23 protein-coding genes are annotated in these 20724 nt (G+C 75.4%); 11 read left to right on the top strand and 12 right to left on the bottom strand.

The genetic code is table 11. The features are described 5' to 3' along the window. Positions 1–2 precede the first annotated feature (2 nt). Genes OG295_RS07305 through OG295_RS07295 form a run of 3 tightly spaced genes read left to right on the top strand, consistent with a single transcriptional unit; the run spans position 3 to position 2148 of the window. On the top strand, positions 3–677 hold the full coding sequence (locus OG295_RS07305; protein WP_371676137.1) for an AIM24 family protein: 675 nt from the start codon (positions 3–5) through the stop codon (positions 675–677). Further along, positions 674–1501: an ATP-binding cassette domain-containing protein gene (locus OG295_RS07300; RefSeq protein ID WP_371681127.1), complete on the top strand. Its 828-nt coding sequence runs from the start codon at positions 674–676 to the stop codon at positions 1499–1501. Before OG295_RS07305 ends, OG295_RS07300 begins: the two co-directional genes overlap by 4 nt. Beyond that, entirely contained in the window at positions 1498–2148 is a 651-nt protein-coding gene (locus tag OG295_RS07295; protein ID WP_371676136.1) for an ABC transporter, read from the top strand. The genes OG295_RS07300 and OG295_RS07295 overlap by 4 nt, the downstream gene beginning before the upstream one ends. Before the next feature lie 51 nt (positions 2149–2199). Here the strand turns inward: OG295_RS07295 and OG295_RS07290 are convergent, their stop codons facing one another. Continuing rightward, entirely contained in the window at positions 2200–2670 is a 471-nt protein-coding gene (locus OG295_RS07290) for an NUDIX domain-containing protein (RefSeq protein WP_371676135.1), read from the bottom strand. Positions 2671–2674: 4 nt separating this feature from the next. Continuing rightward, positions 2675–3415 (bottom strand): helix-turn-helix domain-containing protein, encoded by a 741-nt coding sequence (locus OG295_RS07285; RefSeq protein ID WP_371676134.1) that lies wholly within the window; start codon positions 3413–3415, stop codon positions 2675–2677. 329 nt (positions 3416–3744) lie between these two features. Between OG295_RS07285 and OG295_RS07280 the strand changes: the two genes are divergently transcribed. Continuing rightward, positions 3745–3963, top strand: coding sequence for a hypothetical protein (locus OG295_RS07280; protein ID WP_371676133.1), 219 nt, complete (start codon positions 3745–3747; stop codon positions 3961–3963). Between the two features lie 145 nt (positions 3964–4108). After that, positions 4109–4330 carry a hypothetical protein gene (locus tag OG295_RS07275; RefSeq protein ID WP_371676132.1) on the top strand — a complete coding sequence of 74 codons (222 nt, stop codon included), beginning with the start codon at positions 4109–4111 and terminating at the stop codon, positions 4328–4330. 4 nt (positions 4331–4334) lie between these two features. On the opposite strand, the gene OG295_RS07270 is transcribed toward OG295_RS07275, so the two are convergent. The 3 genes from OG295_RS07270 to zapE form a co-directional block, all read right to left on the bottom strand. Continuing rightward, positions 4335–5225: a polysaccharide deacetylase family protein gene (locus OG295_RS07270; RefSeq protein WP_371676131.1), complete on the bottom strand. Its 891-nt coding sequence runs from the start codon at positions 5223–5225 to the stop codon at positions 4335–4337. 108 nt (positions 5226–5333) lie between these two features. Next, positions 5334–5759, bottom strand: coding sequence for an OsmC family protein (locus OG295_RS07265; RefSeq protein WP_266843285.1), 426 nt, complete (start codon positions 5757–5759; stop codon positions 5334–5336). 61 nt (positions 5760–5820) lie between these two features. Further along, complete coding sequence (gene zapE, locus OG295_RS07260) at positions 5821–6930, bottom strand: cell division protein ZapE (RefSeq protein WP_371676130.1); 1110 nt, start codon at positions 6928–6930, stop codon at positions 5821–5823. A gap of 36 nt (positions 6931–6966) precedes the next feature. Between zapE and OG295_RS07255 the strand changes: the two genes are divergently transcribed. The 4 genes from OG295_RS07255 (at position 6967) to msrB (ending at position 10237) form a co-directional block, all read left to right on the top strand. Next, positions 6967–7752 (top strand): pyrimidine reductase family protein, encoded by a 786-nt coding sequence (locus OG295_RS07255; RefSeq protein ID WP_371676129.1) that lies wholly within the window; start codon positions 6967–6969, stop codon positions 7750–7752. 131 nt (positions 7753–7883) lie between these two features. Beyond that, entirely contained in the window at positions 7884–8369 is a 486-nt protein-coding gene (locus OG295_RS07250) for an indole-3-glycerol phosphate synthase (RefSeq protein ID WP_371676128.1), read from the top strand. A gap of 50 nt (positions 8370–8419) precedes the next feature. Then, complete coding sequence (gene murC, locus OG295_RS07245; protein WP_371676127.1) at positions 8420–9814, top strand: UDP-N-acetylmuramate--L-alanine ligase; 1395 nt, start codon at positions 8420–8422, stop codon at positions 9812–9814. 15 nt (positions 9815–9829) lie between these two features. Further along, positions 9830–10237: a peptide-methionine (R)-S-oxide reductase MsrB gene (gene msrB, locus OG295_RS07240; protein ID WP_266843290.1), complete on the top strand. Its 408-nt coding sequence runs from the start codon at positions 9830–9832 to the stop codon at positions 10235–10237. A gap of 65 nt (positions 10238–10302) precedes the next feature. On the opposite strand, the gene OG295_RS07235 is transcribed toward msrB, so the two are convergent. The 6 genes from OG295_RS07235 to OG295_RS07210 are packed head-to-tail and all read right to left on the bottom strand — an operon-like array spanning position 10303 to position 16450. Next, positions 10303–11211, bottom strand: a complete 909-nt coding sequence (locus OG295_RS07235; protein WP_371676126.1) for an NAD-dependent epimerase/dehydratase family protein — start codon at positions 11209–11211, stop codon at positions 10303–10305. Beyond that, positions 11208–12338 carry a cytochrome P450 gene (locus OG295_RS07230; RefSeq protein ID WP_371676125.1) on the bottom strand — a complete coding sequence of 377 codons (1131 nt, stop codon included), beginning with the start codon at positions 12336–12338 and terminating at the stop codon, positions 11208–11210. The genes OG295_RS07235 and OG295_RS07230 overlap by 4 nt, the downstream gene beginning before the upstream one ends. Further along, positions 12335–13183, bottom strand: a complete 849-nt coding sequence (locus OG295_RS07225) for a glycosyltransferase family 2 protein (protein ID WP_371676124.1) — start codon at positions 13181–13183, stop codon at positions 12335–12337. The genes OG295_RS07230 and OG295_RS07225 overlap by 4 nt, the downstream gene beginning before the upstream one ends. Further along, on the bottom strand, positions 13180–14688 hold the full coding sequence (locus tag OG295_RS07220) for an AMP-binding protein (RefSeq protein WP_371676123.1): 1509 nt from the start codon (positions 14686–14688) through the stop codon (positions 13180–13182). The genes OG295_RS07225 and OG295_RS07220 overlap by 4 nt, the downstream gene beginning before the upstream one ends. Beyond that, on the bottom strand, positions 14688–15431 hold the full coding sequence (locus tag OG295_RS07215) for a glycosyltransferase family 2 protein (RefSeq protein WP_371676122.1): 744 nt from the start codon (positions 15429–15431) through the stop codon (positions 14688–14690). Before OG295_RS07215 ends, OG295_RS07220 begins: the two co-directional genes overlap by 1 nt. Further along, on the bottom strand, positions 15428–16450 hold the full coding sequence (locus tag OG295_RS07210; RefSeq protein WP_266843296.1) for a ketoacyl-ACP synthase III: 1023 nt from the start codon (positions 16448–16450) through the stop codon (positions 15428–15430). The genes OG295_RS07215 and OG295_RS07210 overlap by 4 nt, the downstream gene beginning before the upstream one ends. Before the next feature lie 183 nt (positions 16451–16633). Between OG295_RS07210 and OG295_RS07205 the strand changes: the two genes are divergently transcribed. Then, positions 16634–18166 carry a hypothetical protein gene (locus OG295_RS07205; protein WP_371676121.1) on the top strand — a complete coding sequence of 511 codons (1533 nt, stop codon included), beginning with the start codon at positions 16634–16636 and terminating at the stop codon, positions 18164–18166. A 35-nt stretch (positions 18167–18201) separates the two neighbouring features. Further along, positions 18202–18537 carry a hypothetical protein gene (locus OG295_RS07200; protein WP_371676120.1) on the top strand — a complete coding sequence of 112 codons (336 nt, stop codon included), beginning with the start codon at positions 18202–18204 and terminating at the stop codon, positions 18535–18537. Between the two features lie 7 nt (positions 18538–18544). On the opposite strand, the gene OG295_RS07195 is transcribed toward OG295_RS07200, so the two are convergent. After that, positions 18545–20671: a GTPase-associated protein 1-related protein gene (locus OG295_RS07195; protein ID WP_371676119.1), complete on the bottom strand. Its 2127-nt coding sequence runs from the start codon at positions 20669–20671 to the stop codon at positions 18545–18547. Positions 20672–20724 lie beyond the last annotated feature (53 nt).

Below are 20724 nucleotides of genomic sequence, written 5' to 3'. Positions count from 1 at the left end.
CCATGCAGAGTGATCTTTTCGCCTCCGAGAACCTGGCCCGACCGGCCACCGCACCGGGCATGACCCTTCAGAACGCCAAGTCCGTCAAGTACGCCGTGAACGGCGAGATGCTGGCCCGTCAGGGCTCGATGGTCGCCTTCCGGGGCGACCTCCGGTTCGAGCGCAAGGGCCAGGGCATAGGCGGCATGCTCAAGCGCGCCGTCACCGGCGAGGGGCTCGCGCTGATGTCCGTACGCGGGCAGGGCGAGGCCTGGTTCGCCCACGAGGCGGGCAACTGCTTCATCATCGACTTCGAGCCGGGCGACGCCTTCACCATCAACGGGCGCAACGTCCTGTGCTTCGACCCGACGCTGTCCTACGAGATAAAGATGGTGAAGGGCGCCGGGATGACCGGCGGCGGCCTCTTCAACAGCCTCTTCACCGGCACCGGCAAGCTCGCCGTCGTCTGCGACGGCCACCCGATCATCATCCCGGTGACCCCGCAGGCACCGGTGTACGTGGACACGGACGCGGTCGTCGGCTGGAGCGCCGCGCTGGACACCGGGCTGCACCGCTCCCAGTCGGTCGGCTCGATGATCCGCGGCGGCTCCGGCGAGGCCGTCCAGCTCAGGCTGAGCGGCGAGGGCTTCGTCATCGTGCGGCCGAGCGAGGTCACCGAATCGGCGCCGGGACACTGAAACTCACCGGAGTCGGCCGCCGCTACGGACGGCGGCGGCCCTGGGTGCTGCGCGGGGTCGCCCTGGAGCTCCCGCCCGGGGCCCTGGTCCGCATCGAGGGCGGCAACGGCGGCGGCAAGTCCACCCTGCTGCGGATCCTCGCCGGCGTCGACACCCCCACGGAGGGCCGCGTCGCGGGCCGCCCGCACCGGACCGCCTACGTTCCCGAACGCTTCCCGGCGGCCCTGCCCCTGACGGCCGGTTCCTACCTGACCCACCTGGGCCGGGTGCACGGCCTGACCGGCCCGGAGGCGGCCCGCCGGGCGGCCGCGGCACTGGAGCGGTTCGGCGCCGCCGCGTACGCCCGCACCCCGCTGGCCGAACTGTCGAAGGGGACCAGCCAGAAGGTGGCCGTCGCCCAGGCGCTGCTCGCCGAGCCGGGGCTGCTCGTCCTCGACGAGGCGTGGACCGGGCTGGACGCCCCGGCCCGCGCCGAGCTGGACCGGGCCGTCACCGAACGCACGGCGGCCGGAGGCACGGTGGTCTTCGTCGACCACGACCCGGCGCGCCTCGCGGGCCGGCCGGACGCCCGCCACCGGATCGAGGCCGCCGCCCTGATCCCGGTCCCCGCCGCCGTCCCGGTCGGGGCGGCGCGTCCGGATTCCGTCCGCATCCACGCGGCCGGCCCGCCCGGCGCCGCCCCGCCGCCCGGCCTCGCCACCGTGCCCGCCCCCGGTGGCGGGGTCCTGCTGACGGTGGACGCGGACCGTTCCGACGCCGTACTGCGCGAGCTGCTCACGGCCCGGCCGCCCTGGCACATCCGCGCCGTGGAGGAACTGCGATGACCGCCCTGCTGCGTTACCAGGCCGCGCTGCTGCTGCGCTCACAGCGCTGGATCGCCCCGCTCGTCGTCTACGCCGCCTTCGTGGCCGTCGGCATCCGGCCCGGTGACCGCGCCCTGGACTCCCTCGGTTACGCCGCCGCCGGGCTGGTCCCGCAGACGGCCTGGCTGGTCCGGATCTGTGTGAGCGCCGAGCCTCCGGCGGCCCGTGCCTGCGCCGCCGCCGCGGCGGGACCGCCCCGGGTGCACGCGGCGGCCCTCCTCACCGCCCTGGGCGGCGCGCTCACGGCCGGCGCGGCGGGCGCCGGCTACGCCCTGCTGTGCGGCGGGCCCGGCGGGAAGCCCCCCGCCGCCACCGCCGCCGCCGGGGCGGTCGCCGTCCTGGTGTGCGCCCTGACGGGGGCGGCCGTCGGGGCGCTGTGCAGCCGGCCGCTGGTCCGGGGGCGCGGCCTCGCGGTGCTCGCGGGCGGCCTCGGGTCCCTGCTGGCCTGGGTGGCGGCGTTCTCCCCGGCCCGCGGCGCGGTGTCCGCCCTGGTCGGGGCCGCCCGCACCGACGGCGTACCGTTCCCGCTGGGTTCTCTGGCCGCGGCGGCGCTCCTCGCCGCGGCGGCGGGCACGCTGGCCTGCCTCGTCAGCGCCCGGCGGGAGTAGGCCGCTCCGTCCGGCCTTCCCCGGGCGGAGCGGGCCGGGTTCGCGAGGCCCCTACCCCAGGTAGGGCGTGGAACGATGTTCGAGAAAATGTTCCAGGCGCAGCCGCTGCGTGTGGTGCATGTTCAAGGAGCCGAGTCCAGCCGGCTCGACGAACCGCAGTTCGGTGCTCTCGTCGGAGATGGCCGGGATGCCGCCGACGACACGCGCTGTGAAGCAGACGTTGAACTGTCGCCGCACTTCCCCGTCGCTGTACTCGATGATGTGGCGGGGGTCGGTGTACGTGCCGACGAGTCCTGTGATCTCCACGTCGAGGCCGGTCTCTTCCTTGACCTCCCGGACGGCCGTGCCGGGCAAGGAGTCGCCCAGGTCCATGCCGCCGCCGGGAAGCGCCCAGAGACCGTTGTCCCGCCGACGCTGGAGCAGGATGCGGCCCCTGTCATCGGTGACCACCGCTGAGGCGGCTACGACCATGCTGTTCGGCTCCGGCGCGTGTGGATCGTCGTAGTACTCGGTGCGTGCCATCGGGTCATCCCTCCACTGGTCGGGCCGTCTCCCACACAGCGCTGAAGCTGGCCGCGTACATGTCGAAGATGCCCCCGTCGCCGTTGCGACGCAGGTGCCACACGGGCGCACCGTACGCGTTCACGCCCCAGACGTGCGTGTTGACCAACGCCTGGTCATCCGCCCGGTAGATGCTGTTGTAGAGGGTCGTCCCGTGCGTTCGCAGTTCGATTCCCGGTTCGTCGGCCAACGGCCGGTAGTGCATGAGGGCGAGGCGGCAACGGGATTCGATGCCATGCCCGAACCTCTCTTCCCGCCCGCGCCGCTGGATGTGCGGGCTGTCCGCGTCACCGACTGCGACACGGACCGCACAGCCTTCGGCGGCCCGCTCGCGCAAGAGATCGTTCAACCGGGGGTGGGCCTCGTGGAGGAACACGGCCGCGTAGACCAACACGTCGATACGCTCTCGCGCCGTGGCGAGGAGATCCACGAACACGGATACGGGGAGGTCCGCGCGCTGGTCGTACAGTGCTACGAGTTCCGGACTGACGGCGCGAGCGGCGCGTGCCTGTCTGAGGGCGGGCCAGAGGGCATGCACGTCTTCGCCCAGCGTCTCCGCGGCTCTGAGTGCTGTTGCCCGCCGGGGGACGCGCCCGAGATTCACCCATCGCTCAACACTCTTCGGGTCCACTCCCGTGGCCGTCGCCAACGCTGCGTGTGTCCAACCGCCTGATGCCATCAAGGCCCTCAACCGCTCGTTGCCCATGGGGACGTTCTACATGCCGTGGGACGTCCCGAAGTGACGAACGTACGAGGTTCCTCCGTCCCGGCGACCGGCAGCACGATCAAGGACGCAAGCAGTGCGGCGAAGGGGTACAGGATGAGTGACACGGTGACGGACGAAGCTTCCCACGCGCAGGTGTGGGAATACCTGACGTACGCGCCAGGGGGTGAGCGCTGTGCCGACTGCCGGAGGGTGATCGGATCGTTCGAGCCCGCCCGCCGGGGACGCGGGGGCGGCACGTCCGGGCCGCCCGTGGTGATCTACCGCCACACGGACATGGCTCAGTGCTCCGACCGGGCGGTGAGTGCGTGATGGACATGCAGACCTGGCGTGGCGCGCACAGGCGGGCGGACGACGCGCGGGAAGCCCTCGTGGCCGCTCTGGCCGCGCTCGACGTGCCTGAGGCGACGCGGAACACGGTGCGTCCCGTTGTGAGCCGCGACGGCACCCCCTGCGTACACCTCGGGCCGATCCCGGCCGATGTGGCGGAACGGCTGGCCGAAGCGCTTCGGATGCCGTTTTCCTGCTGAGGAGGGGCGGGACCCGAGCAGCCCCGTCCGGCAACGGCGGGGAGGCCGGCTCTGTGCGGGAGCGCGCCGCGCGAGGGGCCGGGTGCGGCCCGGATCCTCCCGCGGCGGCCCCCCGCGGTGCACCGGCCCGCGTACGCTCGGGGGTATGGACCAGCCCCAGCAGGACCGGCCCCAGCTGGACCGGCCGCAGCCGGACGCTTCGTACTGCCCCGCGCCCGCCGCGCCCGCCGGACGGGTACCCGGGCCGCCGTACGCCGACTGCCTGGAGTGCGGCGAGCCCACCGAGTACGGGGTCGCGACCCCGGGCGTGGTGCTGTGCCCGGTGTGCGAGTGGCAGGAGGCGCAGCGCACCGCCTGCTCCGGATGAATCGTCACTTCCCCATCAGCTCGGACACCTTCACGAAGCGGTACCCCCGTTTGCGCAGCTCCGGGACGATCTTCCGGATGGCCTCCTCGGTGACGGGGGCCGCGCTGCGGGTGCAGTGCATGACCACCACCGAGCCGGGCTTGACCCCGGCCAGGACCTCCTCGGCCACCGCGTCGGGGTCCTTCGCGAAGGCGTCGCCGCTGACCACGTCCCACTGCACGGCGGTCACCTTGGCGGGCGCCAGGGCCCGCAGCGCCCCGTCGTCGTAGCAGCCGCCCGGGAAGCGGAAGTAGGGCACCGTGTTGACGGCGCCCGCCTTCCTGAACGCCGCGAAGGCCTGCTCCACGTCCGACCGGGCGGCGTCGCCGTCGAGGGTGGGGAGGCCGTAGCAGGGGGACTTGAAGGCGTGGTGGCTGTACGAGTGGTTGGCGATCTCGAAGTTGGGGTCGGTGCCGATGGACTTCGCCTGGTCCGGGTACTCCTCCGCCCAGCGACCCGTCATGAAGACGGTCGAGGGGACCCGGAGCCGGCGGAGGGTGGAGATCAGCTCCGGGTTGTCGAAGTGTTCCCCGGACGCGGCCCGCGGCCCCTGGTCCGAGGTCATGTCGGCGTCGAAGGTGAGGGCCACGGCCTTGTCGGCGCGCTGGCGCGTGCGCTCGAAGACGGGCGTCAGGCCGTTCGGCCCGGGGGCCAGGGTGGGGGCCCGGCCCGGGGCGCCGGGCAGCGGGGACGCGGGTGCGGAGGGGGAGGCGGGCGCGGCCGTCGGGCCGGACGCCGCGTGGGTGCCCATGCGGGCCTGGCCGCCGTCCCGCGGCGTGCCGGCGCCGCCCCCACATCCCGCGAGGGCGGCGCTGAGCGCGGCCACGGCCGCCACTTTGCGTACAGAAAGGGTCACGTACGCAAAATATATGACTATGTGGCAATCGGACGTTTACGGCAGGGCCGGACGTCACACCACCGGGCCCCCGTGGGGACGGCGCGGGGGCCCGGTGACGGGCGCGGATCAGACGAGCTCGGCGCTCAGGGTGATCGTGGTGCCGGTCAGCGCCTGGCTGACCGGGCAGTTCTTCTTGGCGTCCTCGGCGGCGGCGGCGAAGCCCTCGGCGTCCAGACCGGGCACCTCGGCGCGCACGGTCAGGTGGATGCCGGTGATGCCCTCACCGGGCTGGAAGGTGACGTCCGCCTTGGTCTCCACCCGGGTGGGAGGGGTACCGGCGCCGTCGAGGCCGTGCGAGAGCGCCATCGAGTAGCAGCTGGAGTGGGCGGCGGCGATCAGCTCTTCCGGGCTGGTCTTGCCGTTCGCGGCCTCGGCGCGCGAGGGCCAGGAGACCTCGAACGAGCCCCGGCCCGAGGAGTCGAGGGAGACGGTGCCGGCACCCTTGAGCAGGTTGCCTTCCCAGACGGTGTGGGACGAGCGCGTGGTGGCCATGGTGGATCCCTTCGAAGGTATGGAAACGGCCGGGCCGCCAGAGCGCCCGGCCGTGCCAAACCTACTGCGACACCAGGGGTTTCGCGTCGCGGGCGAGCGCGGTGAGCCGCGATATGGCTCGGAAGTACTTCTTCCGATAACCGCCGTTGAGCATTTCTTCACTGAACAGCCGGTCGAAGGGCACCCCGGAGGCCAGGACCGGCACCTCGCGGTCGTACAGCCGGTCGGCGAGCACCACCAGGCGCAGCGCCGTCGACTGGTCCGGGACCGGGCCGACATCGGTCAGGCAGACGGCCGCTATGCCGTCGGTGAGGGCCCCGTAACGGCTCGGGTGGACCTTCGCCAGGTGCTCCAGCAGGCCCGGGAAGTCGTCGAGGCTCGCGCCCGGGGTCCCGTACGCGGCCTTCGCCACCTGCTCGTCGGTGAACGGCGCCGGGGCCTCGGGCAGGCCGCGGTGGCGGTAGTCCTGGCCGTCGATCCGCAGCGGCCGGAAGTGCGCCGAGAGCCCCTGGATCTCGCGCAGGAAGTCGGCGGCGGCGAAGCGGCCCTCGCCGAGCTTGCCGGGCAGGGTGTTGGAGGTGGCGGCCAGGGCCACGCCCTGCTCGACCAGCCGGCTCAGCAGGGAGGAGACGAGCACGGTGTCGCCCGGGTCGTCCAGCTCGAACTCGTCGATGCACAGCAGCCGGTGCCCGCCCAGGGTCTGCACGGTCTGCTGGAAGCCGAGCGCGCCGACCAGGTTGGTGAGCTCCACGAAGGTGCCGAAGGCCTTGAGCGCGGGCTCGGCCGGGGTGGCGTGCCAGAGGGAGGCGAGCAGGTGGGTCTTGCCGACGCCGTAGCCGCCGTCGAGGTAGACCCCGCGCGGACCCGCGGCCGGCGCGGCGGGCTTCTTCGAGAACCAGCGCCGCTTGCCCGCGCCGGTGGCGTGGGCCCCGCCCAGGCCGGCGGCGAAGCCGCTGAGGACGGTGACGGCCTCGGCCTGGCTGGGCTGGGCCGGGTCCGGGTCGTAGGTGTCGAAGCGCACCGAGTCGAAGCGCGGGGGCGGCACCATCTCGGCCACCAGCCGTTCGGCGGGCACCCGCGGTTCGCGGGCGCACAGGGCCAGTGGGCCCGCGTCGGCTATCGGGGGCTGCCCGGACGGGGCAGATCCGGAGGTCGAGAGTGAAGTTGACACAGCCCTTAACTCTACGCGGCGTGTCAGACTGCACCGATGCGACGCCTGCTCCCTGTGACCGATCAGACATCCGCCCCGTCCTCCCCGGACCCGGCCGACCGCGAGTGGTCGCTGGACGAGCTCGCGGACGCCTACGCCTATCCGGAGCTCGCCCCGGGCGCGCACTGGCTGCGGGCGAACATGGTCTCCACGCTGGACGGGGCCGCCCAGCACGAGGGGCGCTCACAGCCGATCTCCGGCGAGACCGACATGCGGATCTTCGGCACCCTGCGGGCCCTTGCCGATGTGGTGGTCGTCGGCGCGGAAACGGTTCGCCAGGAGGGTTACCGCCCGGCCCGCGCCCGGGAGGCCTTCGCGGCCCGCCGCGAGGCCGCCGGCCAGGGTCCCGCCCCCGCCATCGCCGTGGTCACCGCGAGCCTGGACCTGGACTTCACCCTGCCCCTGTTCACCTCCCCCCTCGTGCCCACCCTGGTGGTCACCGGGGCCGCCGCGCCCGCCGACCGGGTGGCCGCGGCCACCGCCGCCGGGGCCGAGGTCGTCGTGGCGGGCGAGGGGGTGGGCGCGGACCCCGCACAGGTCGTACGGGAGCTGGCCGCGCGCGGGCTGCGCCGCCAGCTGACCGAGGGCGGGCCCCGGCTGCTGGGGCAGTTCGTGGCCGCCGACGCGCTGGACGAGCTGTGCCTGACGATCTCCCCGACCCTCACGGCGGGCGGTGCCCAGCGGATCGCGGGCGGGCCCTCCGTCACGGTTCCGCACCGGCTCGCGCCCGCCGTCGTACTGGAAGAGGCCGGGTTCCTGTTCACGAGCTACCGTCGGATCTGAACAAGGGGCGGAATTTGTCGTTCCGCTTAGCTTCCGCCGGGCACATACCTGGGCACATATATCTGCGCAAGGCCCCGCGCGACTGCGGGGCAGGATGGTTTCCGCAGGGGCCGGCCGACCGGCCCCGGCCCATGAAGGAGAGGGCGTCCGTGTTCACGAGCGTATTGATGATCGAGCAGCCGCTGACCACGGTGGACGTGGACTTCGTCACCACCCTGCACGGAGACGACCAGGTCTCCTTCGTCGTCCTCATGCAACCCAGGGGAGACCAGGACCGACTGCTCCGCGCCATCGACGACGTAGCGCTCGGCGAGCTTCCCGAAGCCCTCCACGAAGGCGACGAGCCCGGGGGCGAGGCCGCCCGGGGCCCTGCCGCACAGGCCCTCGAACACTCCCTCGCGTCCCTGCGCAAGAAGGGAGCCAAGGCCGTCGGACAGATCATCGAGAACCACCCCCTCGACCACCTCAAGAGCGTCGTCGACGAGACGTCCGCCGACGAGGTGATCGTCCTGACCGCTCCGCACTTCGTCGAGGAGTTCTTCCACCGGGACTGGGCCTCCCGGGCGCGGCACAAGGTCGGGGTTCCGGTGCTCAAGCTCTTCGCCCACAACGAATAGGCTGGGGCGGCACAGCCCCACCGCACCCCCTCGATCCTGGAGCGACCTGAATGAAGCCCGGCCTGCCGACCGCGATGGAACGGCCCCACTTCATCGGCATCGGCGGCGCCGGCATGTCCGGCATCGCGAAGATCCTCGCGCAGCGCGGCGCGCAGGTGGCCGGCAGCGACTCCCGTGACTCCGAGACCGCCCAGGCGTTGCGCGCCCACGGCGCCACGGTCCACATCGGGCACGCCGCCGGCCACCTCGCCGACGACACCACCTGCGTGGTCGTCTCCAGCGCCATCCGCTCCGACAACCCGGAGCTGGCCCGCGCCGCCGAGCTGGGCATCCCCGTCGTGCACCGCTCGGACGCCCTCGCCTCGCTGATGGACGGCCTGCGCCCCATCGCCGTCGCCGGCACGCACGGCAAGACCACCACCACCTCGATGCTGGCGGTCTCCCTCTCGGCGCTGGGCCTCGACCCCTCCTACGCCATCGGCGGCGACCTGGACGCCCCCGGCTCCAACGCCCACCACGGCGAGGGCGGCATCTTCGTGGCCGAGGCGGACGAGAGCGACCGCAGCTTCCACAAGTACGCGCCCGAGGTCGCGATCATCCTCAACGCGGAGCTCGACCACCACGCGAACTACGCGTCGATGGAGGAGATCTACGAGTCGTTCGAGACCTTCGTCTCCAAGATCGTCCCCGGCGGCACCCTGGTCGTCGCCCACAGCCAGGACGGCGCCGCCGAGATCGCCCGCCGCGTCGCGGGCACGCAGGGCCTCACGGTCGTCACGTACGGCGAGGAGGACGGCGCCGACGTCCGCATCACCAAGATCACGCCGCGCGGCCTGACCAGCGAGGTCACCGTCCTGCTCCAGGACCGGATGCTCACCTTCACCGTCTCGGTGCCCGGCCGCCACTACGCGCACAACGCCGTCGCGGCCCTCGCCGCCGGCGTCGCCCTCGGCATCCCGGCGCACAACCTGGCCTCCGCCCTCGGCAAGTACACCGGCGTCAAGCGCCGCCTCCAGCTCAAGGGCGAGGCGGCCGGCGTGCAGGTCATCGACTCCTACGCGCACCACCCGACCGAGATGAACGCCGACCTGGAGGCCATCCGCGGCGCCGCCGGGGACTCCCGCATCCTGGTCGTCTTCCAGCCGCACCTCTTCTCCCGCACCCAGGAGCTGGGCAAGGAGATGGGCCAGGCCCTCGCGCTGGCCGACGCCTCCCTGGTCCTCGACATCTACCCGGCCCGCGAGGACCCGATCCCCGGCATCACCAGCGAGATCATCATCGCCGCGGCCCGCGCCGCCGGCGCCGACGTCACCGCCGAGCACTCCAAGGAGGACGTCGCCGACGTGATCGCGGGAATGGCCAAGCCCGGTGATCTCGTTCTGACCATGGGCGCGGGCGACGTCACCGATCTGGGACCCCGGATCCTCGCCCGGCTGTCGAACTGAGGGAGCGGGAACGTCATGGCGTACGAGGTCCAGAAGACGGACGAGCAGTGGCAGGCCGAGCTGACCCCGTCCGAGTACCAGGTGCTGCGCCTCGCCGGCACCGAGCCGGCCTTCCGCGGTGAGTACACCGACACCAAGACGGAGGGCGTCTACTCCTGTCGCGCCTGCGACGCCGAACTCTTCCGCTCCACGGAGAAGTTCGACTCGCACTGCGGCTGGCCGTCCTTCTTCGACCCGAAGGACACCGAGGCCGTCGAACTGATCGCCGACACCTCGCACGGCATGGTCCGCACCGAGGTCCGCTGCGCGAAGTGCGGCTCCCACCTGGGACACGTCTTCGACGGCGAGGGCTACCCGACCCCCACCGACCAGCGGTACTGCATCAACAGCATCTCCCTGAGGCTCACCCCGACCGAGGGCTGAGCCCCGGCCCCGCCCGCACCCGGCCCCGCCCGCACCCGGGCGCACGCGCACCGGGTGCGGGCGGTTCAGCCGGAGAGGGAGCCGAGGTGGTCCGCCAGGGTGCGGGCCGGGGACCAGCCCCGGGAGCGGGCCCTGGTGAGGTCCAGGACCACCGGGTGGGACAGCTGGTCCACCGCGTAGCGGCTCAGGGCGGGCTCGGAGCCGGTCAGGCGGGACACCGCCTCCGCCGCCCCGGCCGCCGTACGGGCCAGCGGGAGCGGCAGGTGCCGGATCCGGGCCCGCACCCCGTGGGCCCGCAGCACCGCGCCGACGGCCGCGTCCCGGCCGTACGGCCGCGCGTCCGCCACGTTGTACGCGCCCGGGGTCCAGCCCGCCGCCGCCAGGCAGGCGTCCGCCAGGTTCTGCACCGCCGTCAGGCTCAGCCGTACGTCCGGACCCGGCAGCAGCAGCGTCCCCGCCCGGACCCGGGACAGCAGCCGGGGCAGCAGCTGGGTGTCGCCGGGCCCGTAGACCGCCCTCGGCCGCAGCACCACCGCACCCCCGGCCAGGGCCAGCGCCTCGCCGGCCGCCTTGGTCCGGCCGTAGGCGTTCAGCTGGCCCTCCCGCGGATGGTCCTCGGCCACCAGCTCCCGCCCCCGGCGCGGGTCGTACACGCTGGCGCTGCTCACCCACACCACCGGCCGCCCCGCCGCCGCCCGCAGCAGCCGCGCCGTGCCGTCCACGTTCACCGCCCGCATCGCCGCCTCCGCACGCGAACCCGGCGCCGGGTCGCCGACGGCCGCCGCGCAGTGCACCACGAAATCCGCCCCGGCCAGGTCCGGCTCCGTACGCGCCGCGTCCCAGAACCGGTGTTCCCCCACCGGACCCGGCCGCCGCCCCACGCACACCACCGAGGCCCCCGCCGCGGCCGCCGCCCGGGCCACCCACCCGCCACAGAAGCCGCTCGCCCCCGTCACCGCCACGCGCGGCCTCACGCCCCCGCCCCCACCGTCAGCGAACGCCACCCCGGCAGCGCCGCCCGCCGGTCCACCCGGGCCCCGGTCACCACCGGCCGGTACGGGGCCAGCGCCTCCAGTACGTCACCCAGCAGCACCTCCGCCAGCCGGGCCCCGGGACAGGCGTGCGACCCCGCCCCGAACACCAGCCGCGCCACCCCCGGCCCGGCCGGGTCCCGCCCGTCCGGATCCCGCCGGTGCGCCCCCGCCGCGTGCCGCGCCACCAGGACGAGGCGGTCCCCGGCCCGTACCGGGCAGCCCCCGACCGTCCCCGCCGCCGCCGCGACCCGGGGCAGCACCGGCGAGGCCGCCGTCACCCGCAGCAGCTCCTCCACCAGCCGCGGCCGCAGCTCCGCGTCGGCGGCCTGCTCCCACAGCCCCGCGTCCGCGCACCAGGCGACCGCCCGCGGCAGCGCCGCCACCGTGGTGTTCACCGCCGCCACCGCCACCATCGCGGGCAGCGCCTCCTCCCCGCGGCCCAGCAGCAGCCGCAGCCGACGGGCCGCCCGCTCCGCGGCGGCCCGCGCCCCGGGCCGCCGCGGACCCGGCAGATGGCTGCGCACCGACGCCGCCGCGGCCCGCGCGGCGGCCTCCGCGAGCACGCGCGGCTCGGCCCGCACCTCCAGCAGCCCGCACACCACCGCCCCGGCCAGCTCCCGCGCCAGCGCCACCACGTCCACCTCGCCGCCCCGGGACAGCGGCGCGAGCCCCCGTACCAGCGACGGCTCCCACTCCCGGCGCAGCCGCGCCACCCCGGCCGTGCCGAGCCGCTCCGCGAGGGCCCGCCGGTCCGCCCGGTGCCCGCCCCCCTCCTGGTCGAACAGCACGCCCCCGGCCCCGCCGCCCAGGGCCGAGCGCGCGGCGCCGCCCGTGGTGCCGGCCGCCGTCCGGTCCAGCGGCAGCCGGGTCAGCGTCTCCCGGTACGCGTCCGCGTCGTGCACCAGCAGCGTCCCGCCGAGCCGGCGCACCGCCCGCCCGCGCGTGGCCGCGAGCAGCCCGAACAGCAGGGGATGGCCGCGCAGGTAGACCTTGCGGTCCCGGCGCCGGGCCTTGGCGTGGGCGTAGGCGTAGGCGTGGGCGTGGGCGTCGGCCTTCACAGCACTCACCGGACGTGGACCTCTTCCGTGTCGACGGGCCGGTAGCGCCGGTCCCAGTACCAGAGCAGGGTGCGCCGGGCACCCCAGGAACGCAGCCGTCGCAGGCTGCTCCGCACCACCAGGTGCTCGACGCGCACCACGCGCCCGCTGTGCTCCCGCGCCCGGTTGAGCAGGGTGACGTCCTCCGACCCCTCCTCCAGCCGCTCCCGCGGGGCCCCGCCGCAGCGCACGTACAGCGCGGCGGTGATGCCGAGGTTGTGGCCGTGGCACAGCACGTACGGGGCCCGGAACCGGGTACCGCGGTGCGCGGCCCGGTAGCGCCCGTACAGCGCGGACAGCCGGACCAGCGCGGGCAGCAACCGCGCCTCGGCGAAGGTGGGCCGCTCGTCGGGGCGCGGCACGCTCCGCCCGCACAGCAGCTCGGCGCCGCGCCCGAACTCCGTCCGGGCGACGGCCGTCCAGTCCCGGGCCGGCAGACAGTCCGCGTCCGTACGCAGCAACAGGCGCGCCCCGGCCCGTACCGCGTACCGGAATCCGGTGTCGGCGGCGGTCCCGGCCCCCGGCTCGGGCTCGGTGACCAGCTCGACGGGGAAGGGCGCCGAGCGCGCGAACTCCCGTACCGCCTCGGCCGTCGTGTCGGTGGAGGCGTTGTCGACCACCACCAGCGCGAACGCCCTGTCCCGCTGCGCGGCGAGCGCGGCCAGCGTGCCCGGCAGCGAGGCGGCCTCGTTGTAGGCGGGCACGACCACCCACAGGTCGGGCGTGCCCGGCTCCCGCCCCGGTGCCGCGTGGCCGCCCCACTCGTGCCCGCCCGACCCGTGCGCCGCGCCGCCCCGCCGGCGGGCTCCGCTCATGCCCCGCCCCCGCGCCCCGCCGCGAGGAGTCCCGCCGCGAGCTCGGACGCCGCCGCCCGGTCGGGCTTGCGCGAACGCCCCGACAGCGGGATCCGCGCGAACAGCAGCGCGTCCGGCCGGGCCGTGCCCATCCGGCGCAGCGGATCCGACAGCGCGGCCCGCAGGGCCGGTTCGGGGATCCCGCGCTGCGGCTGCACCACCGCGACCAGCCGCTCGTCCCCGTCGCCCGCCGGGACCCCGACGAGCACGCCCAGCTCGACCCCGGGCACGTGCAGCCCCGGCTCGTACAGGCCCGGGTAGATGTTCTCCGCCCTGCGCAGCACCATGTCCTTGCACCGGCCCTCCAGCACGATCCGGCCGGCTCCGTCCAGCCGCCCCCGGTCGCCCGTACGCACCCACGGGTCGGGCTCCTCCCCGAGGTAGCGGTCCCGGGCCGCGGGCCCGGCCAGCAGCAGCTGCCCGTCCCCGTCGGCCACCGCCCGGACCCCGGGCAGCGGGGCGCCGACCAGGTCGCCCGCCCCGGCGAAGGCCGCCTTCTCCCGGGACTCCACCGCGGCCGCCGGGAACAGCTCGGTCAGCGCGTACACCCCCCAGGCCTCGTCCGCGCCCGCCGTCCGGACCCGGTCCAGCAGCGCGGCGCTCGCCGGAGCCGACCCCGTCCACACCCGGCCGCCGAACCGGGCGCCCGCCCCCAGCGCGTCCCGCAGCTGCGGCGGGGTCAGATACGTGTCCCGGGGCCGCAGCCGGCGCAGCTGGCGGGCCAGCACGGCGGGGGAGCGGGCCGGCAGGGCGACGGGCGCCCCGCGCGTCAGGGAGGGCACCAGCACGAAGAAGGTGCCGCCCAGCACCGGTTCCGCGCCGTGCCCACCCGCCGCCGGGTCCGCCGTGAACAGGGACGCCACCGTCTCCATCCCGGCGGCCAGCCCGGCCCGGCTGTGCACCACGGCCCGGGGCCGCGAGGTGGTCCCGGAGGTGAAGACGATCACCGCGTCGGCGGCGTCGGTGCCCCCGTACACCGGCACGCCGGTGCGCGGCGCCCCCGTCTCCAGCGCGGGCGCACAGCCCGGCAGCCGGGGGCCGACCGTGGCCACCGGCCCCAGCCCGGCCAGCTCCGGCAGTTCGAGCCGGGCCCGCCGGGCCAGCGTTCGGGCCCATCCGGCGACCGCCTGCGCGGCGGCGTCCGCGAGCACCAGCGCCGGCCGGGCCAGCGCGAGGCGGGCCCGCAGCACCTCGGCCCCGGCCCCCGGGTCGAGCACGGCCCCGCGCAGCCCCAGCCGCCACAGCGCCAGCAGCACCGCCAGCGCGCGCGGTCCCGGCCGCACCGCCACCCCCACGGTGTCCCCGGGCCGCAGCCCGCGCGCGTGCAGGGCGGCGGCGTACGCGTCCGCCAGCTCGACGAGTTCACCGCGGGTGGCGCTCACCCGGGTGGCTCCCGTACGGGTAGCGGACAGCACGGCGGGCCGCTCGGGCCGGGCGCGCAGGGCGTGCTCCAGTCGGTCCAGCATCAGCGCGGGTCCGTTCCGTGCGTGCCGCTGCCCTGGTCGAGGTACCAGCGGGCGGTCCCGGCGAGCCCGTACGCCCGCAGCCGGCGCGTCGAGTTCTCGACGACCATCCCCCGGCAGCGGGTGATCCGGTCGGTGTGGCGGCGCACCGCGTTCAGGAAGAGCCGGTCCGTGGGCGAGGGCCGCCGGGGCATCCCGCCGACGGCCAGGTACAGGTCCGCGGTGATGGCCATGTTGTTCCCCGCGTGCATCCGGTACGGCGCCTTGAACCCGCCCCGCCGGGAGTGCTGCGGCCGCAGCCGCCCGAACAGCGCGGCCACCGCGACCAGACCCGCGAAACCGGCCCGGCCCAGCGGCCCGTGCTCGTCGCGGCGCGCCGTGACCCGCCCGCACACCAGCCCCGGGCGCTCCAGCAGCGCCGCCCGCGCGGCGCCCGTCCAGCCGGGCCGGGGCAGGCAGTCGGCGTCCGTCCGGGCCAGCAGGGTCGCGCCGCGCGCGATCGCGTACCGGAACCCGGTGTCCACGGCCGAGCCGACCCCCTTCTGCGGCTCCTCTATCACCTCCACCGGGAACGGCGCCCGCCGCGCGAACTCCCGCGCGATGGCGGCCGTACCGTCCGTGGAGGCGTTGTCGACCACCAGCAGGGTGAACTCCCGGTCCCGCTGCGCCGCCAGCGCCGCCAGCGTCGAGGCGAGCCGTGCCTCCTCCTCGTACGCGGGCACCACCACCCACATCGGCGCGCTCACGACTTCTCCCAGACCATCGTCATGATGCTGACGCCGCCCCCCAGGCCCACGAACAGCACCCGCTCCCCGGCGGCGAGGCCGCCGAAGACCCGGTCCAGCTGCACCCCGATGCTCGCGCTGGCCACGTTGCCCAGCTCCGGCACCGTCACCACCAGCTTCTCCCCGGGCACCCCGGTCAGCTCCGCGAACCGCTCCAGGTACGGCACCGTCACCTGATGCACCAGCACCTTCGCGAAGCCGTCCCAGTCCAGCCCCGTCCGGTGCAGCGTGCGGTCGATGACCGCCGTGCCCACCTTCTCGAAGACCCCGCGCAGCTCCCGCCCGTCCCCCCGGAAGTACGTGTACGCGTCCCCGCGCGGGTGCCGCGACCCGCCGCCCGGGATCCCTCCGACCTCCCAGTGCTCCGAGTGCGTCTCGGTGTCCACGTCCAGGATCCCGCCGCGTTCCACCGCCTCCACCACCACGGCCGCCCCCGCGTCACCGAAGGTGTAACCGGCGAACCCGCTGCGGAACTCGGCGAAGTCGGCCGGGTCGGTGCGCACCGCACGGCTCGGGGTCTCCCCGGTGACCACCAGCGCCCGGCGCGCCCGCCCGGCCAGGACCATGCTCCGGGCGAGGTCGATGCCGTTGACGAAGCTGTTGCAGGCGTTGGTGACGTCCACGGCGTGCGCCCGGGACCCGAGGGCGGCCTGCACGATGTGCGCGGTGGCCGGCTCGACCATGTCCCGGGAGGCGGAGGCGAAGACCAGCAGGTCCACGTCGAGCGGGGTGAGTCCGGCGGAGTCCAGCGCCCGGCGGGCCGCGCCCACGGCGAGCGTGGAGGCGAACACCCCCTCGGCCGCGATCCGCCGCGTCAGGATCCCGGTCGCCTGGGTCAACGTCCTCGGCGGGAGCGCGATGCCACTGCGCCGGGTCACCTCCCGCTGGAGGTCGTCGGAGGACAGGACGTCCTCGGGCAACAGGGCGCCGACGGCGGTTATCCCGGCGCGCGGCCGCGGGTCAGGCTGCTGAATGAACATGCCCTCACGATGACGGGCCGGACCGGCCCCCGGCCTGAGTACGGATGCTCAAGTACACGTGGTGCCCGCTGAGTAGGACGTCCGCCCTCCGCCTCGGACGGCACGAAATGACTGTCCGTCAATACCGTTACGGACGAGGGTGGTTGTTCGTATCGTGGACCGACGACCACGGGGGAGGACGAAATGGCGGTAGATCGTGGGTTACCCGGGCTCATCCAGCAGGGCGAGGAGTGGACGGACCGCTGGCTGAGCGCGGCCGTGCACCGCAACGAGCAGTTCGCCCGCGCGACCGCGGACGAACTCACCGAGGACCGGCTGACGGCGCTCGGCCCCTCGCTCGGGGTCGACCTCGTGGCGGTGGCCCGGCACGCGCGGGTCGCGGTACGCCGCGCGAACCTCCGCGACGGCCTGCTGGCCGTGCTGCTCACGGCCTGGGCGGTCACGGCGGCCCTGCTGGTCCACCGGGCCAGGCTCGACCAGCCCGTCGGCCCGGAGCTGCTCGGCGTCCTGGGCGTGCTCGCCGCCGCCTGGACGCTGGTCCTGGTCACCGAGCACCGGGCCCGGACGATGGTCTACCGGGTGATCGACGTGAACGGTCCGCCACCCGACCGGCTCGCGCCGCCGCTCGACCCGGAGCTGGAATCCCGGCTGCACGAGCAGGCCCGCACCAACGTCCTGCCGTACCACGAGCCCGCCGAGCGGACGAACCCCTTCGTCGGCAGCGGCGAGATGGTGGAGGACCGGGTCTGGCAGCCCATCGACATCAGCACCCCCGCCAAGGACCCCGCCGGCGGCGGCGAACTGACCATCGTCGGCTTCGACGTCGTCGACCTGCACGCCTTCGTGGCCCGGGAGATGGGGAACATCGCGGGCCTCGAAGGCCTCCGGGCCCGCAACCGGCTGTACGTGCGCGGCGCCATGACCCCGCACGCAGGAAAGGAACTGCTGCCCGACCGGCTGAGCGCGCCCCGCACGTCCATCCCGGAGGGGATGGTGGAGGCCGGACTGACCCGCCCGGGCCTCGGGATGCGTACCTACCTCTGCCTGGAGGGGGTCGGGCAGGGCGGCCGGGTGATCGTCTCCATGCACCTGCGCGCCCGCGTCCAGCACCCCCGGCTGAGCTGGGAGGTGACCACCCAGGTGGTGCCGCCGCTACGGGACGAGTTCCTCGACGTGCGCAGGCTGCGGCAGGACCCCTTCGGCCACTGGTGGTCCCTGTGGCGCCTCGCCACCGGGGAGTTCCTTCCCGCCCTGTTCAAGGTGCCCGCCCGGCTGTGGCGCCGGGGCCGGGGGCGGGCGCTGCGCCGCTGGCGGCTGTGGCGGGACCGGTGGGCCATCGGGAAGCGGCACGAGGAGTTCGACTACGGCGCCGACGGCAGCATCCGGGCGCGGGCGGCGGTCAGCCTGAGGCTGATGGAGTTCTCGGACACCAACGACGCCGTGGACTTCCTCCAGAGGCTGCGGCAGGGCGTCCTCACGGCGACCGAGCAGTTCCTGAAGGCCCACCACATCGACACCGCCTCCTTCGAGCAGGCGCAGCAGGTCATCAACCATCACAGCTACACCTTCCACGGGACCATCACCGGCCAGGGCTTCAACTTCGGCGGCCACGGCACCGTCAACCTCCCCGGAACCGGTACGGCCCAGGGGCAGGGACCGGGCCAGGCACCCGGCGGTCCGTCCCCGTCCCCGTCCCCCGCGCCGGCCGGTCCGTGAACCCCTCCCGCCGCCCGCCGCAGAGGAGTGATCCCATGGGCACCTACCACTTCCACGGGAACGTCGAAGGCCCCGGCAACTACGGCGACCACGGTGTGGTCAACATCGGGCCGCAGCACCAGGACGACCCCGCCCGCACCCTGCGCCTGGCCGCGGAACTCGCCCGGTGGCTCCGCGACGAGGGCGCGGCCGGCGACCGCGTCGACGCGGCCCGGACCCTGCACGGCGAACTGGAACGGGCCGGGGAGGAACGCCGCGCCCCCGAGCCGGGGCTGATCCGCCGCTGCCTGCAAACCATCACGGTGGGGCTGGGCGCGGGCAGCGGGGCCCTGGCCCTGGCCCGGGAGATCACCGCGCTGCTCGGCGGCTGAGGGGCCGTCACCCGGCCGATCGACGGCTGAACAGCCCCCGCAGCCGGGCCCCCGGCCCCGGACGCAGCCAGGCCCGGAACTCCTCCGCCCGGCTGCGGCCGAGCCGGGCCAGCTCCCGCTCGGCCTCCGCGAGGTGCTCGGACGGCAGTTCCCGTACGACCGGCCTGAGCACCTCCTCCAGCAGATCGGTACGGGCCTGCCGCCACAGCGGCCCGGCCTGCGGGTGGGCGGACCAGACGGCGAAGCAGTCCGCGAGGTAGCGCGGCGAACCCCGCAGCCGCTCCCGCACCTCCGCGCCGCGCGCCGCCTCCCGGTAGGCGGCCAGCAACGCGGCGTCCTCGCTCTCGAACAGCACCCGTACGGCCCCCTCCGCCCGCTCCTCGCCGAGCAGTCGCGCGGCGACGCCCGCACGGCCGGAGTCCGGGCCGGCCGTACGCGCCCGCACACCGTCCGGAGCCCGGCCCGGCGCCTGATCCGCCGTCCCGTCAGCCGTCCCGTCCGCCGCCGAGCGCGGGGCGGCGGGGCCGGGCCCGTTCCGGCCGTCGGCCGGGTCCGCGTCCACAGCCGCCCGGGCCGCCAGGGAGGGGACCGGGAGGTCCGGGGCGGGGGAGGCCGCCGGGGCGAGGAGGTCCCAGGTTCCGGCGGCGTGGTGGACCGCCTCTCCCATGGTGGCCAGGACCAGCCCGGCCTCGTCCGGGCCGGGCCGGCGCCCGCCCCACACGAGCCGCACCGCGGTCCGCAGGACCAGCGGCTCCGCGTACGGGGAGACCCCGGAGACCCGCAGCAGCGAGTCCAGCGCCACGGGCCGGTCCGGGGCCTCCCGTACGACCGCCTCCACCGCCGCGCACATCCGCAGGTGCGGCAGGGCCTCCGCCGCCCCCAGCCGCAGCCCCGTCCGCGCGAACAGCGCCCTCCCGGCGGCCGGATCGCCCGCCGCGAGCGCGTCCAGCCGGTCGAGTACGAGGGCCCGCAGGACCGGCAGCTCGTCGAGCCCGGCCCGCGTCTCCTCCCCGTACGCCCGCTCCGGATCGGTGAACAGCGCGAACGCCACCCTGCGCGCCACCTCGGGCAGCTCCCCGGTGGTGTCCGTTCCCTGCCGCGCGGCCTCCCGCAGGAGCCCGGCCAGCGCGTCCGGTTCCCGGTCCGGGTCGGTGAGCGCCACCCGCAGCCGGGCCGGAGACGGGTCCGGGTGCGCGGCCGTCCACGCCTCGGCCGCGGCCCGGCCCGCCGCGTCCAGCCGGATCCCGGCCCCGAGCGCGAGCGCGGCCAGCGGGCCGGCCTCGTACGGTCCCCCGGGCAGCTGCCGCACCTGCGCGAACAGCTCCGGCCGCCGCGCCAGCCAGATCCGCGCCGCCGTCCCCGCCCAGACGTCGAAGACGTCCCCGGCGGCCCCGCCGGCCGCCGGCGCGGGCCCGCGCCCCGGCTCGTGGATCCGGCACCCCTCCTCCAGGGCGGCCAGGGCGGCGGCCGTCCCCTCCCCGGACAGGACGCCCACGAGGCCCTGCGGGGCGAGCCCCGGCCGGGCGGTGTACGTGGTGAAGGTCAGCCACTGCCCGCGCTGGTGCGGCAGCACGCTGCACGCGAGCATGACCCAGCGGGCCACGGCCGCGCTGTCCGGCTCCACCAGCACGATCCGCGGCGCGCCCGGCTCCTCCACGAGCCGTCGCACGTCGGCGAAGAACGGGGCCAGCCACGCCTCCCGCGCGGCCACGAACTCCGCCAGCGCGGCGCCGTCGTGCCGCCCCGGGACGGGCACGGCGCCGAGCGGCGGCGGCGGTCCGCCGGGCGGGGTCCGCGCCGCCCACTGCGGCGACCCCCAGGAGGTGATCGGCAGGGCCCCGCGGACCGGGCCGGAACCGGCGCGCTGCGGCAGGTGCACGGCGTGCGCGTGGAAGCCCGTCCCGTCGCCGCCGGTGTACGCCGAGCGGGCCAGCAGCCGGCTGCCGTCGGAGAGCAGGCTCAGGCTCAGCGCCTCCGGAACGGCCCCGCCCGGCTCCGGCGCCTCGTACGCCACGAGCCGCTCCGCCTCGCGCAACAGGGCCGTCGGAACGCCGTCGGTGACCGCCGTGAAGCGCGTCCCGGAGCCGTCGGGTCCGGGCGGGGCCCAGCCGTAGTGGAGCTGCGGAAGGTTCACGCGCCCGCCCCCGCCCGGACCGCGGGCGCACCCGACATCGCGAACTCCTGTGG

Source organism: Streptomyces sp. NBC_01276 (assembly GCF_041435355.1).
Taxonomy (GTDB): Bacteria; Actinomycetota; Actinomycetes; order Streptomycetales; family Streptomycetaceae; genus Streptomyces.
This window is presented reverse-complemented; position numbering and strand designations above follow the sequence as displayed.